The 19,606-nt window shown below is 65.9% G+C and carries 17 protein-coding genes; 3 read left to right on the plus strand and 14 right to left on the minus strand.

Annotated elements, in window-relative coordinates:
- Nucleotide 1 precedes the first annotated feature (1 nt).
- From E4J89_RS05590 to E4J89_RS05605, 4 genes are all read right to left on the minus strand, one after another.
- A complete protein-coding gene (locus E4J89_RS05590; protein ID WP_136785119.1) occupies nucleotides 2-676 on the minus strand; it encodes a TrkA family potassium uptake protein in 675 nt (224 codons plus the stop codon).
- The gene (locus E4J89_RS05595; protein ID WP_136785120.1) at nucleotides 673-1,347 is read right to left on the minus strand and encodes a TrkA family potassium uptake protein; all 675 of its coding nucleotides are present in this window, start codon (nucleotides 1,345-1,347) and stop codon (nucleotides 673-675) included. The genes E4J89_RS05590 and E4J89_RS05595 overlap by 4 nt, the downstream gene beginning before the upstream one ends.
- A gap of 195 nt (nucleotides 1,348-1,542) precedes the next feature.
- On the minus strand, nucleotides 1,543-2,565 hold the full coding sequence (locus tag E4J89_RS05600; RefSeq protein ID WP_136785276.1) for a DUF808 domain-containing protein: 1,023 nt from the start codon (nucleotides 2,563-2,565) through the stop codon (nucleotides 1,543-1,545).
- A 153-nt stretch (nucleotides 2,566-2,718) separates the two neighbouring features.
- Nucleotides 2,719-3,585 (minus strand): serine hydrolase, encoded by an 867-nt coding sequence (locus tag E4J89_RS05605; protein ID WP_169303926.1) that lies wholly within the window; start codon nucleotides 3,583-3,585, stop codon nucleotides 2,719-2,721.
- Here E4J89_RS05605 and E4J89_RS05610 point away from each other — a divergent pair, their 5' ends adjacent.
- Nucleotides 3,586-4,560 (plus strand): LysR family transcriptional regulator, encoded by a 975-nt coding sequence (locus E4J89_RS05610; RefSeq protein WP_169303927.1) that lies wholly within the window; start codon nucleotides 3,586-3,588, stop codon nucleotides 4,558-4,560.
- Between the two features lie 13 nt (nucleotides 4,561-4,573).
- On the opposite strand, the gene E4J89_RS05615 is transcribed toward E4J89_RS05610, so the two are convergent.
- The 10 genes from E4J89_RS05615 to E4J89_RS05660 form a co-directional block, all read right to left on the minus strand.
- Nucleotides 4,574-6,196 (minus strand): D-aminoacylase, encoded by a 1,623-nt coding sequence (locus E4J89_RS05615; protein ID WP_136785123.1) that lies wholly within the window; start codon nucleotides 6,194-6,196, stop codon nucleotides 4,574-4,576.
- Nucleotide 6,197: 1 nt separating this feature from the next.
- Nucleotides 6,198-6,965, minus strand: coding sequence for an amino acid ABC transporter ATP-binding protein (locus E4J89_RS05620; RefSeq protein WP_136785124.1), 768 nt, complete (start codon nucleotides 6,963-6,965; stop codon nucleotides 6,198-6,200).
- Nucleotides 6,958-7,908 (minus strand): amino acid ABC transporter permease, encoded by a 951-nt coding sequence (locus E4J89_RS05625; protein WP_136785125.1) that lies wholly within the window; start codon nucleotides 7,906-7,908, stop codon nucleotides 6,958-6,960. Before E4J89_RS05625 ends, E4J89_RS05620 begins: the two co-directional genes overlap by 8 nt.
- On the minus strand, nucleotides 7,895-8,800 hold the full coding sequence (locus E4J89_RS05630; RefSeq protein ID WP_205754410.1) for an ABC transporter substrate-binding protein: 906 nt from the start codon (nucleotides 8,798-8,800) through the stop codon (nucleotides 7,895-7,897). Before E4J89_RS05630 ends, E4J89_RS05625 begins: the two co-directional genes overlap by 14 nt.
- Before the next feature lie 359 nt (nucleotides 8,801-9,159).
- Nucleotides 9,160-9,882 carry an SDR family NAD(P)-dependent oxidoreductase gene (locus E4J89_RS05635; RefSeq protein ID WP_136785126.1) on the minus strand — a complete coding sequence of 241 codons (723 nt, stop codon included), beginning with the start codon at nucleotides 9,880-9,882 and terminating at the stop codon, nucleotides 9,160-9,162.
- A gap of 17 nt (nucleotides 9,883-9,899) precedes the next feature.
- Nucleotides 9,900-11,384, minus strand: a complete 1,485-nt coding sequence (locus tag E4J89_RS05640; RefSeq protein WP_136785278.1) for an FGGY-family carbohydrate kinase — start codon at nucleotides 11,382-11,384, stop codon at nucleotides 9,900-9,902.
- 20 nt (nucleotides 11,385-11,404) lie between these two features.
- On the minus strand, nucleotides 11,405-12,661 hold the full coding sequence (locus E4J89_RS05645) for a sugar ABC transporter permease (protein WP_136785127.1): 1,257 nt from the start codon (nucleotides 12,659-12,661) through the stop codon (nucleotides 11,405-11,407).
- Nucleotides 12,658-13,626 carry an ATP-binding cassette domain-containing protein gene (locus E4J89_RS05650; protein WP_136785279.1) on the minus strand — a complete coding sequence of 323 codons (969 nt, stop codon included), beginning with the start codon at nucleotides 13,624-13,626 and terminating at the stop codon, nucleotides 12,658-12,660. Before E4J89_RS05650 ends, E4J89_RS05645 begins: the two co-directional genes overlap by 4 nt.
- A 114-nt stretch (nucleotides 13,627-13,740) precedes the next feature.
- Nucleotides 13,741-14,832 (minus strand): sugar ABC transporter substrate-binding protein, encoded by a 1,092-nt coding sequence (locus E4J89_RS05655; protein WP_205754411.1) that lies wholly within the window; start codon nucleotides 14,830-14,832, stop codon nucleotides 13,741-13,743.
- 60 nt (nucleotides 14,833-14,892) lie between these two features.
- Nucleotides 14,893-15,903 carry an NAD(P)-dependent alcohol dehydrogenase gene (locus tag E4J89_RS05660; RefSeq protein WP_136785128.1) on the minus strand — a complete coding sequence of 337 codons (1,011 nt, stop codon included), beginning with the start codon at nucleotides 15,901-15,903 and terminating at the stop codon, nucleotides 14,893-14,895.
- Between the two features lie 229 nt (nucleotides 15,904-16,132).
- On the opposite strand from E4J89_RS05660, the gene E4J89_RS05665 reads away from it, so the two are divergent.
- Together E4J89_RS05665 and E4J89_RS05670 are read left to right on the plus strand one after the other, a co-directional pair.
- The gene (locus E4J89_RS05665; protein ID WP_136785129.1) at nucleotides 16,133-18,106 is read left to right on the plus strand and encodes an APC family permease; all 1,974 of its coding nucleotides are present in this window, start codon (nucleotides 16,133-16,135) and stop codon (nucleotides 18,104-18,106) included.
- Nucleotides 18,103-19,440 carry a TRAM domain-containing protein gene (locus E4J89_RS05670; RefSeq protein ID WP_136785130.1) on the plus strand — a complete coding sequence of 446 codons (1,338 nt, stop codon included), beginning with the start codon at nucleotides 18,103-18,105 and terminating at the stop codon, nucleotides 19,438-19,440. The genes E4J89_RS05665 and E4J89_RS05670 overlap by 4 nt, the downstream gene beginning before the upstream one ends.
- The last annotated feature ends 166 nt before the right edge of the window (nucleotides 19,441-19,606 follow it).

Consider the following 19,606-nt stretch of genomic DNA (forward strand, 5'->3'; position numbering starts at 1 on the left):
ATCAATCTCCGGCGGCCGGCCGCCCCGTCAGGACCGCCCGCAGGTCGTCCTCCGCGGCGATGGTGGTGATGAAGAACAGCTCGTCGCTGGCTTCCACCACGTCATCCGGGCTGGGTGTGATCGGAGCGTCGTCGCGCAAGATGGCCACCACCGTGACGTCCTGGGGCCAGTCGATGGAACCGATCCTGCGGCCGATCAACGCCGAATCGGTGGGAACAGTAAACTCCACCATCGAGGAAATACCGGTGTGGAGCGTCAGCAGGCGGACCAGATCGCCGATTTCCACGGCTTCTTCCACCAACGCCGTCATCAGGCGCGGCGTGTTTACCGCCACGTCTACGCCCCACGAGTCGTCGAACATCCAGTCGTTTTTTGGGTTGTTCACCCGTCCTACGGTGCGGCCCACGCCGAATTCGCTCTTGGCCAGCAGCGAGACCACCAGGTTCACCTTGTCGTCGCCGGTGGCCGAGACCACTACGTCGGCATCCTCAAGCCGGGCTTCGCGCAGGGTGGTGATCTCGCAGGCGTCACCGATGAGCCAGCGTGCACCCTTGAGCCCGCTGCGGCCGATCACCTCCGGTTTCGGGTCGATCAGCAAGATGTCGTGGTTGTTCGAGAGCAGCTCGCGCGCAATCGACGACCCGACGCTGCCGGCACCTGCAATGACGACTCTCATTCGGACTCCTCCACCGGCGGCTTGGACAGAATCCGGTCGATCTCGAAGGTTGAATCTACGCTCATCATGGCGTGCACGATGTCGCCCTTCTGATAGCGGGTGCCCGGGCCGGGCAGGATTCCTTCACCAAAGCGCGTCAGATAGGCCACCCGGGCGCCGGAGGCGGCTTCGATCTCGGTCAGTTGCCGGCCTACCCAGCCGTCGTCCAGCTGCACTTCGCCCAGGATCAGCCGTCCGGAGGCTTCGCGGAAGTCGCCCTTGATACTCTGCTCCGGCAGGATCCGCCGCAGCACCTGGTCAGCGCTCCAGCGCACGGCGGCCACCGTGGGGATGCCCAGCCGCTGGTAGATTTCCGCGCGGCCGGGATCGTAGATTCTCGCCACCACGTGCGGTACGTGGAAGGTTTCACGCGCCACACGGGTGGCCAGGATATTGGAGTTGTCGCCGCTGGAGACTGCGGCGAAAGCGTAGGCGTTCTCGATATCGGCCTGCCGCAGCGTGTCCCGGTCAAATCCAACCCCGGTAACCTTGCGCCCGGTGAAGCCGGAACGCAGCCGGCGGAAGGCGCGGTCGTCCTGGTCGATGATGGCCACGCTGTGCCCCGAATCAACCAGGGTATGGGCCAGCGTGACGCCCACGCGTCCGCAACCCATGATCACAAAATGCGCCATCAACGTCCTTCCGGCACCGGCCTGAAACAGCGGATACAAATCTACTGCAACCATAACGCCGAACGGACCGCATCCCCGCCACGACAAGCGAAGGGGCACTGAGGCCAGCACCCGCGGTGCGGGGCTTCCCAAAGTTGACGCGGACGGCAAAGCTGCCCCAGGGCCAAGCAGGAAGGCGGCCGGTCGGGGTAGGAGCTAGGACTTGGGCTCGGAGTCGCCACCGGGCGGCTGATGGCCGGCGACGGCGGCGCGGGCGTCGCCCTCTTCGTGTTCGCCCTTCTTCTTGCCGAATGGCAGCACCTTCAGCAGCGGATGCAGGACGGCCATGACCACAAGCCCCCAGACCAGTCCGAGGACGGCGGAGCAGAGAGTGTTCACGAGCCAAGCCAGAAAGCCGCCGACCACTGCGATCCCGCTGAACGGGGACTCGAGAAGGTGGACCACGTCATAGGGGGCGTGCCAGCCGAGGTCGTGTGCCCCCTGGAGCATGATGTGGCCACCGACCCAGAGCATGGCGATCGTCCCGACGAACGTGATCGCGGCCAGCACGGCGGGCATCCCCTTAACCAGCAGTTCGCCAAAACGCTTCGAGCCTGCGGAGTCCTTCGTGGTCAGATGCAGGCCGATGTCGTCCATCTTGACGATGAGAGCGACGGCGCCGTACACGAGCACCGTGATCGCGATCGCCACCACCACCAGGATGAGCGCCCGCACCCACAGCGACTGGTCCGCTACCTCGTTCATCGCGATGACCATGATCTCGCAGGACAGGATGAAGTCGGTGGTGATAGCGCCCTTGGTGACCTTGGCCTCCGCCGCCGGGCCGCGTTCGACGGCGGGGGCCTTTTCGGCGTCGTGGTGGCCCCGGACCTTGTGCCACACCTTCTCGGCGCCCTCGTAGCAGAGGTAGGTGCCGCCCAGCATGAGGATGAACGGGATGACCGCAGGGATGAAGGCGCTGATGAGCAGCAGGGCGGGCAGGATGATCAACAGCTTGTTCCGGAGCGAACCCCAGAAGATCCGCTTGATCATCGGCAGTTCGCGGGACGGGTCTGCCCCGGACACATATTGCGGGGTGACGGCGGCGTCGTCGATCACCACGCCGGCCGCCTTGGTGCCCGCTGTGGCGGCCCCGGCTGCGACATCATCCAGCGACGCGGCCGCTATCCGGGCCAGGGCTGCGACGTCGTCCAGCAGCGCGACGAGACCGCCGCTCACCATTCGCCCCGGCGCTGCTCGACGGCGGACTGCTGGGCATTGAGGCCCCGGTTGAAGCAGGTCATCAGCATGCTTTTGAGTATACGGGGATGACCGCTCAGTGGCGGTGCCGGGGGAGGCCCCGCGGGAAAGAGATCATGCCACTGTTCTGGGTCAGGAGCCAGTGTGCCCCAAGGGGTTTCCTGAGTATGCATGAACTGCAGCTGTTACTGATTTGATCACTTCCACTGCCTGCCCCTGCTCATAGCCTTGCGTGCAGACGGCTAGAAGGTAGGAGCCCGGAGCGTCAGGCCTGCCAACGAACGCGACATCATGATGGATCCCGTCAACCCACCCGGACTTGCTGCCCCAGTCTGTTGCCGACGGCAGTTCCGCCCCGATCACGGGATGCTCCTGTCGACGAAGCTGCGTCAGCATGAACTCGGTGCTCTGTGGCTTAGCCACTGATCCGGTAGTGATCGCCTGCATGATCCGCACCAGATCCCCGGCGGTCGTCTGGTGGGTAAAACCTGCATCCCGGGCAGCATGGTCACTAATGAGCCGCTCCAGCTTCGACGACTTCGCTCCGCAGAGGTCCAGTGCGTCGGCTACGGCATCCATGCCGGTCAGTTCCAGCACCATATTCGTTCCGGAGTTGGACGAGGCATAGACCATCCGCCCCAACGCCTCGTCCAACGTGACGGTGCTGCCCGATGGCGGCATCCCTCGGTCTACCTCGTCCGCCTCGAAGCTGAAGGCGCCGGCGTCGGCGACCCGGCTTCGGAATTGCTCCTTGACGGTCACCGACTGGTCAAGGCTGAGGAGGCCGGCGTCGACCTGCCGCATGGCGGCGATGAGAACGGCGAGTTTGATCGTGCTGGCAGAGTAGACGATGGCGTCCGGCTGGCGTGATGCCAGAACGCGGCCGACGTAATCCACAGCCAGGTGAGAAACAGTTGGAACACCGTCGGTGTAGGGGGAAGACACGGGCATGTTCGAAATGCTCTCATGGGCGGGGCTGGTAGCGGAATAATGGCTCACATGCTCTCCTCCGGCCGCCTGCGTGCCCTCCTCGAAGTGTCCAGGACGGGCAGCATTTCGGCTGCGGCCAAAAAGCTTCAGCTGACCCCCTCCGCCGTCTCGCACCAGATTTCGACATTGGAGCGGGAACTGGAGACCAAGCTGATCGAGCGGGGCACACGAGGCGTCTGGCTCACCGCTGCAGGCGGGCGCCTTGCCGAATACAGTGAGTCCATCGCCGACCTGATGGAACGGGCGGAGCAGGAAACCCGGGAACTGGGTGGCGGGGAGCGTGGCACCCTGAGTTTGGGCTTCTTTGCCTCGGCCGGTCTTCACTTGGTGCCCACCGCCCTGTCCACGTTCATGGCAGAGCGTCCCCGTGTGGACCTGAATCTCATTCCCGGCCAGCCTCATGAACTGCTGCCCCGATTGCTGAGCACCGAACTCGACGTCGCCGTGGTCTTCGACTATTCGGCTGCAGCGCCTTCCGCCGTTACCCACGGCAGGACTTCGAGCGTCGCCTACCATCCGCTGCTCGTCGATCCCCACTTCCTTGCCGTGCCGCCCGGGTACCGGCAGCGGGCCAGTGGACCGGTACGGATCGCGGATCTGGCCAGCGAGCAGTGGATTGCCACAGAGGGTATGGACAACGAGGTAGCGCTAGTCGACAGAGTCTGTGCCGCGGAGGGTTATGCGCCGAACGTTCGTTGCCGGACGGACTACTACGACATCACCCTCGGTATGGTGTCCGCTGGACTCGGCTTTGCGTTGATACCTGCTCTCAGCCTTGGCCCTGTAGCTGAACGACGGCGCGTCCCCCTCCGCCGGCTGTCCACGCCCCACCCGTCTGCCAGGCACATCCGGGCCGCGACTCGTGGGGACAACCCCAATCCGCTCGTTCCGGCGTTCTTGACGCATCTTCACAACACTGCCAGTCGTATCCGTGAAGAAGTCGAACGCCTGATCGCCGCCGTCGATTCAGCGTCCGCCGGCTAGCACCCGGCGTGCTTCAGCGCTGTTCAGCCCGTGAATCCCGCCGCACCGCCATGCCCGGCCGCGCCTTCAACAGACGGCCACCGCGCAGGACCTGCCTGCCAGAGACGAACACATGCTCAATGCCCGTCGGCGGCAGCAACGGGTCCGTAAAGGTCGCGTTATCAGTTACCGCGGTTGGGTCAAACACGGCCACGTCAGCGACTGACCCCGGGGCCAGCAGGCCCCTCCCTGCCAGGCCAAACCTCCGCGCCGGAAGCGCCGTCATTCTGTGGATGGCATCTTCCAGCGACAGCAGACCAAGGTCGCGGACATAACGGCCGAGGATTCGAGCGAAGGTACCAGCCCAGCGGGGATGGGGTTTGCCTTCCTTGGGCACGCCGTCCGATCCGATCATGGTGCCCGGATGCGCCAGCACCCGCTGCATGTCCGCCTCATCCATGGAATGGGAAATGATGGTGACGGCACCGGATTCAGCCAGCAGCAGGTCCGCCACGTAGTCCAGCGGGTCTTGACTCGCTTGTGCGGCCAGTCGGGCGATGTTGTGTCCTTCGCTGTGAGGATGGCGCGGTGCACTCGCGATATCTATGCGGTCCCATCCGCCATTCCCCACGGTGTTTTCCCAGTCCGGTTCACCATGGGAGATCGAGGCACGCATCCGGTCCCGTTGGCCTGGTTCCCTGAGCCGGGCCAACAAGGCTCCGAAGCCGCCGTCTGCAGCCCATGGCGGGAGCATGGCATGAAGTGAGGTGCTTGCAGCCACATAGGGATAAACATCGCAGCTGACGTCAAGGCCGTGGGAGCGCGCCTCATCCATCATGGCCAGTGTGGCAGTGGACCTGCCGATGGCGTACCTACCCGCCGTCTTATGGTGCGATACGTGCAGGGCAGTGCCGGACCGCCGTGCAATCTCCAGCGCCTCCTCCAAGGCCTGCTCCACTTTGCTCATCTCATCACGCAGGTGGGTGACATACGGTGCGCCGTGCCTTTTCGAGACCTTCCCCAAAGCGACTAGCTCGGCCGTGTCTGCATAGGTTCCGGGCGGGTAAATCAATCCGGAGGACCACCCCGCTGCCCCTGCGGCCAAGGCCTCGTCCAGAAGCGAGCACAGCTGCGCCGTTTCCGATTCCGATGCCCGACGCTGGGCGAAACCCATGACGGCTGCTCGCAAGCTGGAATGGCCCAACAGCGAGGCGATGTTGTTGATCCGTCCGACCGCGCCGTGGCGTGCCGCGAAGGCCTCCATCGATGGCAGCGGATCGGCAGCGGGGCCGAGCAATGCAACGCAGAATTCGCGCAGACCGGCGGTGTGGGCAGGCTCCGTCGCGGCAGGGAACAGCGAGTACCCACAGTTCCCGGCTATCTCCGTCGTTACCCCCTGCCGCGCGGCTGCGGCCGCTAAATCCGGGGACGGATCTGCGGCGCTCGCATCCAGCGCCGTGGCGTCAGAGTGCGTGTGCACGTCGATGAATCCGGGGCTGACGACCATCCCGGTGACATCAAGAACGGTTGCTTGCTGCACGTCGACATCCCCGGGATGAACGATCCGGCCATTCGCCATGGCGAGGTCTGCCCGCACGGGAACCGACCCGCTGCCGTCAACCACGTGGCCGCCGCGCAGCAGGTAATCGCCGGACACGCTACCCGACCCTGGCGAGGAAATCGGCGGTGCGTCGGTGCTGGGGGTTGCCGAGTACTTGTTCAGGGCTTCCTGCTTCCACGATCGCGCCGTCGGCCATAAAGATCACGTGGTCGGCCACCTCTCGGGCGAAAGACATTTCGTGGGTCACCACCACCATGGTCATCCCTGTGCTGGCCAGGTCCTTCATGACGGCGAGCACCTCGCCCACGAGTTCCGGGTCAAGGGCGGAGGTGGGCTCGTCGAAAAGCATGAGTTTCGGCTCCATGGCCAGGGCCCGCGCAATCGCCACCCTCTGCTGCTGGCCGCCTGAAAGCTGTGCCGGGTAGAAGTTCATTCGATCGCCAAGGCCGACACTGGAGAGGAGATCCTCAGCGCTTGCTACCGCAGAGGCCCTCGACTGGCCCTTGATCTTCCAGGGCCCTTCGGCGACATTCTCCAGGGCGGTCAGGTGCGGGAACAGGTTGAATCTCTGGAAAACCATGCCAATGTTTTGGCGCTGGCGCCGCAGGTCCTCGTACCGGCGTTCCAGCAAACGTCCGTCGGCCTGCTCCACATATCCGAGCAACTCTCCGTCAATCCATATTCGGCCCGAATCAATGGCTTCCAGCCGGTTGAGGCAGCGCAGCAGCGTCGTTTTCCCAGATCCAGACGGCCCGATGACGCACACAACGTCGCCGGTGGAAATGTCCAGATTTATCCCCTTGAGGATTTCATTGTCCCCGAAACTTTTCCGGATGGACCGGGCACGGACAACGGCGTCAGTCATCGAATCCTGGCTTTCGTCGTGAGATAGGAGCGAGGTTGGACAGCACCTTGCTGCGGACGGAGGTCCTGCCGTCGAAGCCCTTCGAGTACTTCTTCTCGAGGAAGTGCTGCCCAACGGTGGCCACGCTCGTCAGGATCAAATACCAGATCGAAGCGACGATCAGCATTGAGATGACCTCGAAGTTGCCGAGGTAAATCCGCTGCACCACAGTCATGAGATCCGACCCGGCGATGATGGATACCAGCGACGACGTCTTGAGCATGGAAATGAACTGGTTGCCGGTTGGCGGGAGGATGAAACGCATCGCTTGGGGCAGGATGATGCGTCCCATGATGCCGGCGCGTGACATGCCCATCGCCTCGGCCGCTTCCCGCTGGCCGTTGTCTACCGAGAGGATGCCTGCACGGATGATTTGCGACATGTAGGCGCCCTCGTTGATCGCCAGTCCCAAGAGCCCGGCAATGAACGGGGTGATGATGGAGGCCTCGACGCCAAACAATTTGGGTCCGCCGAAGGGGATGCCGAATTCCAGGCGGGGAAAGATGACGCCCAGATTGAACCAGAACAGCAGCTGAACCAGCAGGGGAGTGCCGCGGAAGAACCAGGAAAACCCCCCGGCAACAATGCGCAGTACCGGATTTTGGGACAACTGCATGATGGCAACTACCAAGCCGATGACGGTTCCGGCTGCCATCGAGATGACGCTGAGGGCGATCGTGATCCAGAGACCCTCGAGGATGGGCCCGGAAGCGATGTACGCGGCCACCACATCCCAGTGGATGTTTGGCGTCACCACCAGTATGTAGAGGACCCATACCCCGAAGATTCCAGCCGCTGTACCGCCGATCCAGCGACCCCACGCCGGCGGTCGTCTCGCGTTGAGCGGAAGCTCCGGCGCCTGCTTGTCGCCGACTTGGGAGGTGCCGGCGCTACTGGCCGGCATTGATTTCCGCGCTCTCGACGGCTGCGTCGGTTACTCCATACTTCTCGAGCACGGCCTGGTAGTCCCCGGTGTCGATCAGTTCTTGGAGGGCGACCTGCACTGCGGTCGTCAACTCTTGGTTCGTCTTGTCCACGGCCATGCCCCAGGGCCCGGCCTCGTACTGGTCCTCGAGGACCTCGTACTTGCCGGATTTAGTCGCCAGTTCTATCGCCACGGGGTAGTCGACCATGGTGGCGATGGCCCGGCCGGTGTCCAGTTGGAGCAGCCCGGTTGGTGCGTCTTCGGATTCGGAGATCTTCATGGGGGTGCTGCATTCCTGCTCGGAGTAGTCCTGCAGGATGGCCAGATTAGACGAGCCCTTGGCTCCGACGACGTTCTTGCCGCACAGGTCGGCAATTCCGGAGATTCCTTCGGGATTGCCCTTGTTCACCATGACGGCTCCGCCGGCAACGAAGTAGTCGATGAAGTTGACCGCCTGCCGGCGCTCTTCGGTGTCGCTCATCGAGGAGATGGCAAGGTCCCACTGCTTGGACTGAAGCCCCGGAATCAGGCCGGGGAAGGACGCGTTGGAGATCTGGAACTCAAGGCCCAGTTGGCCGGCGATGAGCTCAGCGAGTTCCGGGTCCACACCGATCAGCTCAGTAGTCCCTTCCTTATACATCTCCATGGGAGGGTATCCCTCGGCTGTGGCGACCTTGAGGACCCCTTTTTCCTTCAGGTCAGCGGGTACCAGGCTCTCGGCACTGGAGCCCTCGGCGGCGGTCGTTGCGGCACCAGTCTCGCCGCTGGCAGCCGGGGCTGTGGAGCGTCCGCACCCTGCGGTGGTCGTCAACAATGCAATCATGGCGATGCTGGCCGCAGCCCGGCCCCACCCGTTCAGGTGCTGGATCATGGTCCCCCTGCTTTCTTCTTAGGTCAGCCGGCACAGCTGGGTATGTGCCGCTCAGGATGTTGGAAAGATGCTGCCATCCGGGCTGCGCGGCCACAATATTTTTCAATAATTAGATGCCGGGCATCGATTTATTTCATATCGCGTGAGGGCTCTTCATCGTGCCGCACACGGGCCAAGCAGAAGCCTAACCCGGAGCCGGTCGGAAGTTTGTCCAGGGGAACATCGGAGCTGACCGGGTGCTGCGGTGAGGGCAACGATGGAATGCCGTGCCGGTCAGTGCAGCCACGCGGACCACCGCGCTTGCGGCCGGTGCGTTCTTCCGAAGTCTGGTCACCATCTGGCCCGGCGGCTGAAGCCCCTCAGAGAGTCACTCCGGTTTCTTCGGCGAGCGCGTGGAGCAGTCGGTCTTGAAAGCCCCGGTCGTTGACTGCTCGGTGGGGTTGCTGCCGCTGCCGGTGGTACCAGTACCCGCCGCTGGTGAGCGCCTGGGCTTGGTTGCTGGTTGCGAGCCATTCCTGGGTTTGGTGCCCGAGGTCGAGGTCGTCGGGAGCACCGGGTCCGCCCATCTTGGTCGGGACCCAGCCGGGATCCACGGCGTTGCTGAGCAGTTCCGGGTGCCGGCGGGCGAGCGCGGCGGACAGCGTGGTGACGAACAGCTTGCTGTCCGCGTACGTTCCGGGCGTTCGGCCCTGCCAGTCGACCCCGGCAAGCGTTGGTCGCCCTGCGTAGTGCGAACCGCTGCTCACGTACACGTGCCGCTGTGGTCCTTCGAGGAGCGCGGTGAGCAGGTAGGGGGCGATGATGTTGACCGGCATCACGGCTCGGCCGCTCCAGACACCCGCGTTGTGAATCACCGCATCGAGCGGGTCCCGGTCGTTGAGTTCCGCGGCAACCTGGCGCACCGCGTCTCGGTTGCTGAAATCGCCCAGCACAAGGTCCGCGCCGCGCTCGACGAGTGGGGCGACGGCGGCGGCGCGGTCCTGATGGCGGGCATGCACGACGACGACGTGGCCTGCGGACAGCAGGGCATCTGCTGCTGCCCGCCCGAGGCCGTCCGTGGAACCGGTGACCAGGATTCTCATGCGCTTGCCCGGGCCTCTTAGTCGTCCGCCGGCTCCTGCAGGGCGGCGAGCACATGCATGTGTTCCCGGTTCGACGGGTAGAGCAGCCCGTAGGTGCTGTAGAGCTTTTCGTAGAGCGGGGCGGTGGCCGGATCAGGCTTCACCGTGGCCGCTGTACGGGCCCAGTTGGTGCCGGCAGGCACCGCGCCGGTTCCGATGGCGGCAAGCAGCGCATCCCCGTAGCTGGCCCCGATGGTCTGTTCCGGAACCAGTTGGTCGCGCCCGGTGATGTTGCTGACGATCTCCGTCCAGAGCCTGGCCTTGGTGCCTCCGCCGACGGCGGCAACGCGCCGGATCGGTTCGCCGGAGTTTTCGAGGTACTCCAGGATTTGCCGGATGCCGAAGCCAATGCCTTCGTACGCCGCACGGAACAGGTGGCCGCGGCCATGGCGCAGCGACAAACCGGTGATCAGGCCGCGGGCGTCGGGGTCGAAGACGGGTGTGCGCTCGCCGGCAAAGTAGGGCAGCAGCAGCAGCCCGTCGGCCCCCGGGGGAGCCGCGGCGGCTTCGGTGACGAGCTGCTCGAAGGGGACGTCGCCAAACAGCCGCTGCAGCCAGGTGGTCAGGCTTCCGGAGGTGGACATCCCGGCGGCCAGCGTCAGGGATCCCGGGTCCACCCCGGCCGTGGTCCAGAGCTTGGGCTCGGCGCGGAACTCCCCGAGGACCTGGACGAAGAACATGGTGGAGCCGTACATCAGCATCAGGTCGCCCGGCTGCCGGACGCCGGCGCTGAATGCCTCGGCCCAGGCATCCACGGTGCCCGCGCAGACCGGCACGCCTTCCGGCAGCCCCGTCGCCTCGGCCGCCTGGCGATGAACGTGGCCGCTGACATCGGCCGGCCACGCCAGCCGGGGCTGCGGCAGGTGGGCGGCGACGGCGTTGTACCGTTCCAGGTGCCACCGGTTGGCGTGCAGGTCGTAGAGCGGGTCGCATTGGCTGGCGGTGTGGTGGTCCACCACCAGTTCGCCGGTCAGCTTGGCCAGGATGAAGGAGTTCAGGCTGTGCCAGTTCCGGGCGCGGGCGAAGACCTCCGGTTCCCGGTTGCGCAGCCAGCGGAGCTTCGGCCCGACGGCCTGGGATGAGAGGACCTTCCCCGCATCGCGAAAGATCGCCTCGGCGCCGAATTCCTCGGTCAGTTCGCGGATTTCGACGACGGCGCGCGCGTCGATCCCGTACAGGATCGCCGGACGCAGCGGGGTCAGGTCTTCGTCCGTCACGACCAGGCAGGGCCCCATCGCGCTGACGCACACGCCGGCGAGCGCACCGGCGTCGTTCCTGGAGAAAAGCTCCTGGCAGAGCCGGACCACCTCTGCCCACGCCCCGCCCTCGGCGTCGAACTCCGCCCAGCCCGGCCGCGGGTAGGAGACGTCGTGCATCACCGTGGCGCTGTCCAGGACCTCGCCGTCGGCGTTGGTCAGCACGGCCTTGCTGCTGCCCGTGCCGATATCGATGCCCAGGAACATATCGCCCCACCGGCCGGCCACTAGGCGCGGCCGTGGGAGGTACGGGACTTGCGCGATACGGCGTCGAGGATCACGGCCAGCAACAGCACCAGGCCGGTGATCATGTAGCGGAACGAGGACTCAAGGTTGAGCAGGGTCAGGCCGCTGGAGATGGACTGGATGACCAGGATGCCCAGCAGGGCGGAGAACGCCGAGCCGCGGCCGCCGAACAGGCTGGTCCCGCCGATCACCGCGGCGGCAATGGCGTTCAGGTTCACGTCGCCGGTGCCGCTGCTCTGTGCCGAGGCGGCCAGTCGGCCGGCGGCCAGCATGCCGCCGATGGCCGCGAAGGTCGAGCACAGGACGAAGATGGACACATAGATGCGGTTGACGCTGATGCCGGCCCGGCGTGCCGCTTCCCGGTTGCCGCCGACGGCGTAGACGGAGCGGCCCCACTGGGTCCGGGTGAAGGCGTAGTGCATCACCAGTACCAGTGCGGCGAAGAAGACGAACATCCAGCCGACGCCGCGGGTTTGGTTCAGGTACCACACCGCGAAGAACAGGATCACCGCCAGCACCACTGTCTGGATCACCACCAGCCGCATCGGCCGGCCGGACAGACCGTTCTTGACCCGCTGGCGGGAGAGCGTGAGTTGGCTGAGGAAGAAGCCGGCCACACCGAGCGCCGCCAGCACATAGGACAGCCAGGCCGGCACGAAGGCCTGCTGGCCGAACCAGACCAGGAAAGAGTCGAACGGCAGGTTGATGGTGCCCTCGACGCCGAGTACGAACAGCTGCACGCCGAGGAAGCCGAGCAGGCCGGCCAGCGTGATCACGAAGGACGGCACCCCGAACTTGGTGTACACCAGCGAATAGACCAGGCCGATGAGAGCGCCGGCGGCCAGAGCGGTCAGGACCGCCAGCCCGATCGGCCAGCCCAGCTTGATAAAGCTCACGCCGACGATCGCTGCCGACAGGCCGCTGACGGAGCCGACGGACAGATCGATCTCGCCAACCAGCAGGACGCAGACGATGCCGAGCGCAATAACGCCGACGGCGGCGCTTTCCAGCAGCAGGTTGACCAGGTTGGCGCTGGAGAGGAAGAACGGGTTGAGGGCCTGGAATATGGTCCAGATCACCAGCAGCCCGACAATGATCGGCAGCACGCCAAGGTCGCCACCGCGGACCCGGTTGACGCCGACCTTGATGGCTCCCTTGAAGCCCTCGGTCCGGATCAGCCGTTCATCCTGCAGGTCGGTGGCCAGCGGGACGACTGGGGTGGTGGGGTTCGTTGTCATGGTACGTTCCCTTCTTCCGGCACTGCCCCGGATCCCGGTTGGTCAGCGTTTCCGTCGGGCTGGCCGGGCGGCATTGATCCGCCGCCCGGACCGCCCATCCCCGCCGGCCCGGCCGGCCCGTCGGCAGCACCCGGTTCGGCCGCTCCCTCGGAGGCACGTGTCGTCCCGTCCGGACCTGCCGTTCCGTCTGGACCTGCCGTACCGGCCGTGCTTGCCGCGGCCGCGGCACCGGACTGGGCAGCGCGCTGGGTCACCACGTTGTCGGTGGCGCCGGTGATGGCGGCGATCAGGTCATCGGTGGAAACGTCCTTCATCCGGAACGTGCCGTTGTTCTTCCCCAGTCGCAGCACCGCAACCCGGTCCGCGACGGCCTGCACGTCCTGCATGTTGTGGCTGATCATGATCACGGCGAGTCCGTTTTCACGCAGCCGCTCCACCAGATTCAGCACTTCGGCGGTCTGCGCCACGCCGAGGGCGGCCGTCGGCTCGTCGAGGATGATGAGCTTCGGGCTGCCCAGCAGCGACCGTGCAATCGCGACGGTCTGCCGCTGCCCACCGGAGAGGGAAGCGACGGCGATGCGGACCGAGGGGATCTTCGCCGAGAGCTGCCGCAAGAGCTTCCACGACTGGACTTCCATCTCGACTTCGTTCAGCCGCCACGGCCCCAACTCCCGGCCGAGGAAGAGGTTGTCCACCACGGTGAGGTTGTCGCAGAGGGCGAGGTCCTGGAACACCGTGGCGATGCCCAGCTGAATGGAATCCACCGGCGTGTGGATGGTCACGTCCTTGCCGTCGAAGTTCACGGTTCCGGCGTCCTGCGGGTGCACGCCCGCGAGGATCTTGACCAAGGTGGACTTTCCGGCGCCGTTGTCGCCGACCAAGGCAACAACCTCTCCGGCATGGACGTCCAAGGCGATGTCCGTTAGGGCGGCGACCGCACCGAAGTGCTTGCTCACGCCCCGCATGGACAGCACTGGTGCGGCTGTCTCCGTCCGCTCCGCTGACACAGTGGACACTGCCTTCCCCTTCCATTACGACGGCGGCACCGCTGGGCCGCGGCACCGCCGGCCGCCGCTGGGCTACTTGATGCCGAGTTCGTCACAGCCTGACTTGTACTCGCCGGTGCAGACTTCCTCAGGCTTGTAGATGCCGCCGTCGAAAATCACTTCCTTGACGTTTTCCTTGGTGACCACCGTCGGCACGAACAGGGCCGATGGAGTGTCGAAGAGCGTCGCATCGGGTTTCGGGGTTTCGCCGTTGAGCAGCTGGACTGAGACCTCGGCCGCCTTCTCCGCCACGATCTTGATGGGCTTGGAGATGGTGTTGTATTGGTCGCCGCTGATGATCCGCTGGATCGCGGCTATTTCGGCGTCGTTGCCGGTGACCGGCGGGATGGGCGACACCCCGGCAGCCTTCAGGGCCGCGATCGAGCCGCCTGCCGTGCCGTCGTTGGCGGCGACGATGCCGGTGATCTTGTCACCGAACTGGGTGATCTGGCCGGCGACCCAGTCCTGGGCCTTCGACGGTTGCCATTCCGGCGTGTCGTAGGAGGCCAGCACCTTGTGGTCGCTGGCATCGACGGCTTCCTGCGCGCCTTCCTTGATCAGCTGCGCCGCCCTGTCGGTGGGGGAGCCGTTGACCATCAGCACGCCGCCGGTCTTGTCGCCCCCGGAGTCGAGTTTCTCAACCAAGTCGGTGGCGATCAGGTTGCCGATCTTCTTGTTGTCGAAGGAAACGTAGAAGTCTGCCGGCGTGTCCGGGACCGGCCGGTCGTAGGTGACGACCTTAATCCCCTGGCTCTTCGCGGTGCTGACCAGCGAGGCGGCCGCGGTGCTGTCCACCGCGTCCAACACCAGCACCTTGACGCCCTGCGTGATCATGGCATTGGCCTGTTGCTGCTGCTTGTCAGCGTTGCCGTCCGCGTTCTGGTACAGCACCTCACAGCCGCTGCACAACTCCATGACCTTGGCCTTGAACAGCGGGCTGTCCTGCTGCTCGTACCGGGTGGAGGCGCGGTCCGGCATCAGGAAGGCGATCTTTCCTTCGGTCTGGCCGCCCCCGCCCGTTTCGCCGCCGCCCCCACCGCCTCCGCCGCCGCCGCAAGCGGTCATGCCGGCTGCCAGAAACAGGGCGGTGGTAAAGCCTAGGATTCCCCGCGTGTACTTCTTCATCGGAACTCCTTGTACTGATGGTGTGCCGCGTTGCGTTCGTTCTGTTTCCGGCAGCCGCGGTCAGAGCCGCTGGGGGTAGATCATCGCCTTGAGCGATTCAGGCTCGGTGGACGTGTTTTCCAGCGCGGCCGCGGTTTGCGGCAGTGAAAAGCTGTGCGTCACCAGTCCTTCCAGGTTGATCCGGCCAGAGGAAACCAGGGCGATGCCCAGTGGCCAGGTGTCTTTGTACCGGTTCACCATCGAGATGGTGATCTCTTTCCAATTGAGCGTGGACAGCGGCAGCGGGACTTCTTCGGTTTTGGCCAAGCCGATGACGGCGGCCCGCCCTGCCTCGTGCAACCGGCCCAGCCCGGCGGCGAGAACGCCGTTGGCGCCGGAACATTCCAGCAGCACGTCAAAGGTCCGTGAGGTCGGTGCGTCGCTTTTCTCCACCGCGAATCCGTGGTCGCGGGCCACGCCAAGCCGGAAGTCGGAGATGTCCGTGAGCGTGACGCTTCCCGCGCCGAGCGCCCGTGCCGCTTCCGCTGCCAGCAGGCCAACCGGCCCGGCGCCCGTGATCAGCACGTCGTCGCCGGCCTGCAGGTTCGCCCGTTGGCAACCCCAGAGCCCCACCGACAGGGGCTCAAGCAGCGCGCCGTCCTCGTAGCTCATCGAATCCGGTATCGGAAAGTAGCAGCGGGCGTCCATCGCAAGATACTGGAGCAGCGCGCCGTCGTAGGGCGGGGTGGCCAGGAACTCCAGGTTGGGGCAGAGGTGATAGCGTCCCGCCCGGCATTCTTCGCAGCTGCGGTCCGGCGTGCCGGGCTCGACGGCCACCCGGTCGCCGACTTGGACGTTGTCCACCCCGTCGCCGACAGCGACCACTTCGCCGGAGACCTCGTGGCCCAGGATGAACGGACCGTCAACCACGAACGGGCCGATCTTCCCGTAGCGGTAATAGGCAACGTCAGAGCCGCAGACTCCCACTGCTTCCACCCGGATCACGGCCTGGCCCGGCAGCGGCTCGGGCATCGGGCGCTCCTGAATCTCGATGCTGTTCAGGCCGGTCATCACGGCGGCTGCGTTGCCCATCAAGACTCCTTTGCAAGCAGTCCGGGCTGCAACGGCCCCGGACGCTGGTGTGAGCCAGTGCACATTGTCACGCACATGCTAACCCCAGCGGAGGTTCCGTGGCTATGAAATCGGAGGGCGGAGTTTCCACAGCCCCGCCGGAGTCCGCCCCGGCAGGATGCCTCCGCTGGCATAGACTCGGAGCCGTGAAGAATTGGCTCATGTTGTTGCCTGTCGCATCGAGCGAAGCGTGTTGACATTTTTCGATGCCCTCAAGCGGGTCTTGGTGGGCAAGCCATTCCGCACCGATCGGTTGAAGCAGGAGGCGCTGCCGCGCCGGTACGCGGTGCCGGTGTTCTCCGCGAACGCGCTCTCCTCGGTGGCCTATGCGCCCGACGAAATCCTGCTCACGCTGGCCTTGGCCGGTGTGGCAGCCATCGCTCTTGCGCCCTGGGTGGGGCTGGCGGTGATGGTGGTGCTGCTGGTGCTGGTGGCCTCCTACCGCCAAAGCATCCACGCCTATCCGGTCGGCGGCGACTACGAGATCGCCACCAAGAACCTGGGCAAGTCCGCGGGCATCACGGTGGGCTCCGCCCTGATGCTGGACTATGTGCTGACCGTGGCCGTGTCCATGTCCTCCGCGGCGCAGTATCTGGTGTCCGCCCTCCCCGCTCTGAACGGCTGGCAGCCGGGGATAGCCGTGGCCGGTATTGCGGTGCTGGCCCTGCTGCATCTGCGCGGGTTGGCCCGCGGGCGGCGTACCGTGGCGATTGCCACCTACGTCTTTGTGGGCACCGTGCTGCTGATGTGCCTGATGGGGTTTGTCCTGGACCTCGCCGGAAATCTGGGCGAGGCACCCAGCGCCGCCTTCGAAGTCGTCCCGGAACCCGGCATGGAGGCCGGCCTGATGGGCGTGGCCGGCGCGCTGCTGGTGCTGCGGGCCTTTTCCACCGGTGCCGCGGCACTAACGGGGGTGGAGACCCCGGCCAGCAACGTGCCCGCCTTCGAGAAGCCGCGGGCCAAGAACGCCGGATTCGCGCTGCTGATGCTGGGCCTGTCCGCGACGGTGATCACCATGGCCGTGATGTACCTGGCCCGGGCAACGCAGGTACAGGTGGTACAGGTTCCGGCCGAGCAACTGCGGCTGAACGGCGAGGCACTGCCGGCCGGCTATTTCCAGTCCCCGGTACTGAGCCAATTGGCGGAGACGGTTTTCGGCGGCGGCGCCCTGCTCTTCTACCTGACGGTAGCGGCCACCGCCGCCATCCTGGTGCTGGCCAGCCATTCGGCGTTCAACGCCTTCCCGCAGCTGGCGTCCATCCTCGCCACCGACGGGTTCCTGCCGCGCCAGTTGCGCACCCGCGGCGACCGGCTCAGCTATAGCAACGGCGTGCTGGCGCTGGCGGCCGCGGCCGTGGTGCTGGTGCTGATCTTCAATGCGGACGTCACCCGGCTGATCCCGCTTTACGTGATCGGCGTCATCGTCTCGTTCACCTGCAGCCAACTGGGCATGATCCGGCACTGGTCGCGAGAAATCCGGGCCACGCCGCACCGGCCGGTGCGCCGCCGGATGGTGCGTTCGCGGCTGATCAACCTGGTGGGCTTTCTCCTGACCGTCACCGTGCTGGTGGTGGTGCTGGTCAGCAAGTTCATCTTCGGGGCCTGGCTGGCCGTGCTGGGCATCGTGGTGCTCTGGCTGATCATGCACAGCATTAACCGCCACTACGTCCAGGTGGCGCAGGAACTCGCGCTCGATCCGGACGAGCCGACCACTGCGCTGCCCTCACGCGTGCACGCCGTGATCCTGGTCTCGCATGTGCGCAAGCCGACGGTCCGGGCGCTCGCCTTCGCCCGGGCATCGCGGCCATCGCGGCTCGACGCAGTGGTGGTGGATTTGGACCCCGAACAGACCGAGCGGACCCTGAGCGACTGGGAGAAACTCAACGTTCCGGTCCCGATCACCGTGCTCGCCTCCCCGTACCGGGAAACCACCACGCCGATCATCGACTACATCAAGAGCATCCGACGGGATTCCCCGCGCGAACTGGTGGTGGTCTACATCCCGGAGTACGTCGTGGGACGCTGGTGGGAACAGCTTGTCCATAACCAGACCGCGCTGAGGATCAAGGCCCGCCTGCACTTTGAGCCGGGGGTCATGGTGGCCAGCGTGCCGTGGCAGCTGGCCTCCTCCGATTCCGCCCGCCGTTACCAGGAGCTTCCATGAGCGAACCCGTGCCGCACGCTGCGACCCAACCCGCGCCGCAGTTGATCGAACTCACCGTGGGTGCCCCCGCGCACGGAGGCCACTTCGTCGCCCGGCACGAGGGCCGGGTGGTCTTCGTCCGCCATGCACTTCCGGGTGAACGCGTGCTGGCCCGGGTGACCGACGGCGGAGCTGACGCAGGGTTCTGGAGGGCGGACACCGTGGAGGTCTCGGAGGCGTCCGCCGACCGGGTGGCGCATCCCTGGGCGCCAGCCGATGCGCTGGCCGCCGCGAAAGCCGGACGGCCCGCGGTGGGCGGAGCCGAATTCGGCCACATCGCGCTCACCGCACAGCGCCGGCTGAAAGGCCAGATCTTCGCGGAGCAGCTGCAGCGGCTGGCCAAGCTGGAACGCGAGGTGATCGTGGAAGCTCCGGAGGGGGAGTACGACGACGGACTCGGCTGGCGCACGCGTGCCGCCTTTGGTGTGGGGCCGGATGGGCGCCTGGCCATGCATGCACACCGCTCTGAGGAGCTGATTCCGGTTCAGGACATGCCGCTGGCGGTGGACGCCGTCAACGACCTGCGGCTCTGGGATCTGGACCTGACCGGACTGGAGCGGGTAGAAGTGGCCGCACCGCAGGACGGCAGCACCCCGCTGGTGCTGTTGGTGCCAGCCGCAGGGACCACGCCCAGGCGGCTGGCGAAGCTGGCGGAACGGATCGAGCCCGGCGTATCGGTGGCGGCCTGGGAACCCGAACCTGGAAGGCTCACCCGGCTGCGCGGACGGACCTGGGTGGCCGAGACCAACGGCCCGCACCAGTACCGGGTGACCGGCGACGGCTTCTGGCAGATCCACCGGCTGGCACCTGCCACCCTGACGTCTGCCGTGATGGACGGCGTCGCGCCGCGCGCGGGGGAGCGGGTGGCCGACCTGTACGCTGGGGCCGGACTGTTTACGGCGCCGTTGGCCGACGCGGTCGGCGTCACCGGCAACGTGCTCTCGGTGGAGGGATCGCCGGCCGCCAGCAAGGACGCGCGGAAAAACCTGCACGGCTTCGGCCAGATCGAGATCGTCCAGGGCAAGGTGGAGCGCGTGCTGCGCTCGCAGGCCAGGGTGCTGGACGCCGTCGTGCTTGATCCGCCGCGTGCCGGCGCCGGCAAGGCGGTGGTCCAGGCGGTGGCTTCCCGCAAACCCCGCGTGGTCGGGTACGTTGCGTGCGATCCGGCGTCCTTCGCCCGCGACCTTGGCTACTTCCGGCAGCTGGGCTGGAATCTGGATTCGCTGCGGGTCTTCGACCTGTACCCGCACACCCACCACATGGAGTCGTTCGCGGTGCTCACGCCCGGCGACTGACCGCAGCCCAAGCGCCGACCGGACGCAGCCCAAGACACATCCCAAGGCGCAGCCCAAGACGCAGCCGAAGGCGCAGCGACGGCGGTGCGGCCGCTGGTCGGTGCGGCGGGCATGTGGATCCTGACTGTGACGCAGGCCTCGAACGGCGCTCCGGTTCCGGTAAACC

This window comes from Arthrobacter sp. CAU 1506, assembly GCF_005047635.1.
Lineage (GTDB): Bacteria > Actinomycetota > Actinomycetes > Actinomycetales > Micrococcaceae > Crystallibacter.

Excerpts from the sequence above, each read along its gene's own strand:
- E4J89_RS05590 (WP_136785119.1), bottom strand. The coding sequence starts at position 676 with ATGAGAGTCGTCATTGCAGGTGCCGGCAGCGTCGGGTCGTCGATTGCG.
- E4J89_RS05595 (WP_136785120.1), bottom strand. The coding sequence starts at position 1,347 with ATGGCGCATTTTGTGATCATGGGTTGCGGACGCGTGGGCGTCACGCTG.
- E4J89_RS05610 (WP_169303927.1), top strand. The coding sequence starts at position 3,586 with ATGCTCTCCTCCGGCCGCCTGCGTGCCCTCCTCGAAGTGTCCAGGACG.
- E4J89_RS05620 (WP_136785124.1), bottom strand. The coding sequence starts at position 6,965 with ATGACTGACGCCGTTGTCCGTGCCCGGTCCATCCGGAAAAGTTTCGGG.
- E4J89_RS05625 (WP_136785125.1), bottom strand. The coding sequence starts at position 7,908 with ATGCCGGCCAGTAGCGCCGGCACCTCCCAAGTCGGCGACAAGCAGGCG.
- E4J89_RS05630 (WP_205754410.1), bottom strand. The coding sequence starts at position 8,800 with ATGATCCAGCACCTGAACGGGTGGGGCCGGGCTGCGGCCAGCATCGCC.
- E4J89_RS05635 (WP_136785126.1), bottom strand. The coding sequence starts at position 9,882 with ATGAGAATCCTGGTCACCGGTTCCACGGACGGCCTCGGGCGGGCAGCA.
- E4J89_RS05640 (WP_136785278.1), bottom strand. The coding sequence starts at position 11,384 with ATGTTCCTGGGCATCGATATCGGCACGGGCAGCAGCAAGGCCGTGCTG.
- E4J89_RS05645 (WP_136785127.1), bottom strand. The coding sequence starts at position 12,661 with ATGACAACGAACCCCACCACCCCAGTCGTCCCGCTGGCCACCGACCTG.
- E4J89_RS05650 (WP_136785279.1), bottom strand. The coding sequence starts at position 13,626 with ATGCGGGGCGTGAGCAAGCACTTCGGTGCGGTCGCCGCCCTAACGGAC.
- E4J89_RS05655 (WP_205754411.1), bottom strand. The coding sequence starts at position 14,832 with ATGAAGAAGTACACGCGGGGAATCCTAGGCTTTACCACCGCCCTGTTT.
- E4J89_RS05660 (WP_136785128.1), bottom strand. The coding sequence starts at position 15,903 with ATGGGCAACGCAGCCGCCGTGATGACCGGCCTGAACAGCATCGAGATT.
- E4J89_RS05670 (WP_136785130.1), top strand. The coding sequence starts at position 18,103 with ATGAGCGAACCCGTGCCGCACGCTGCGACCCAACCCGCGCCGCAGTTG.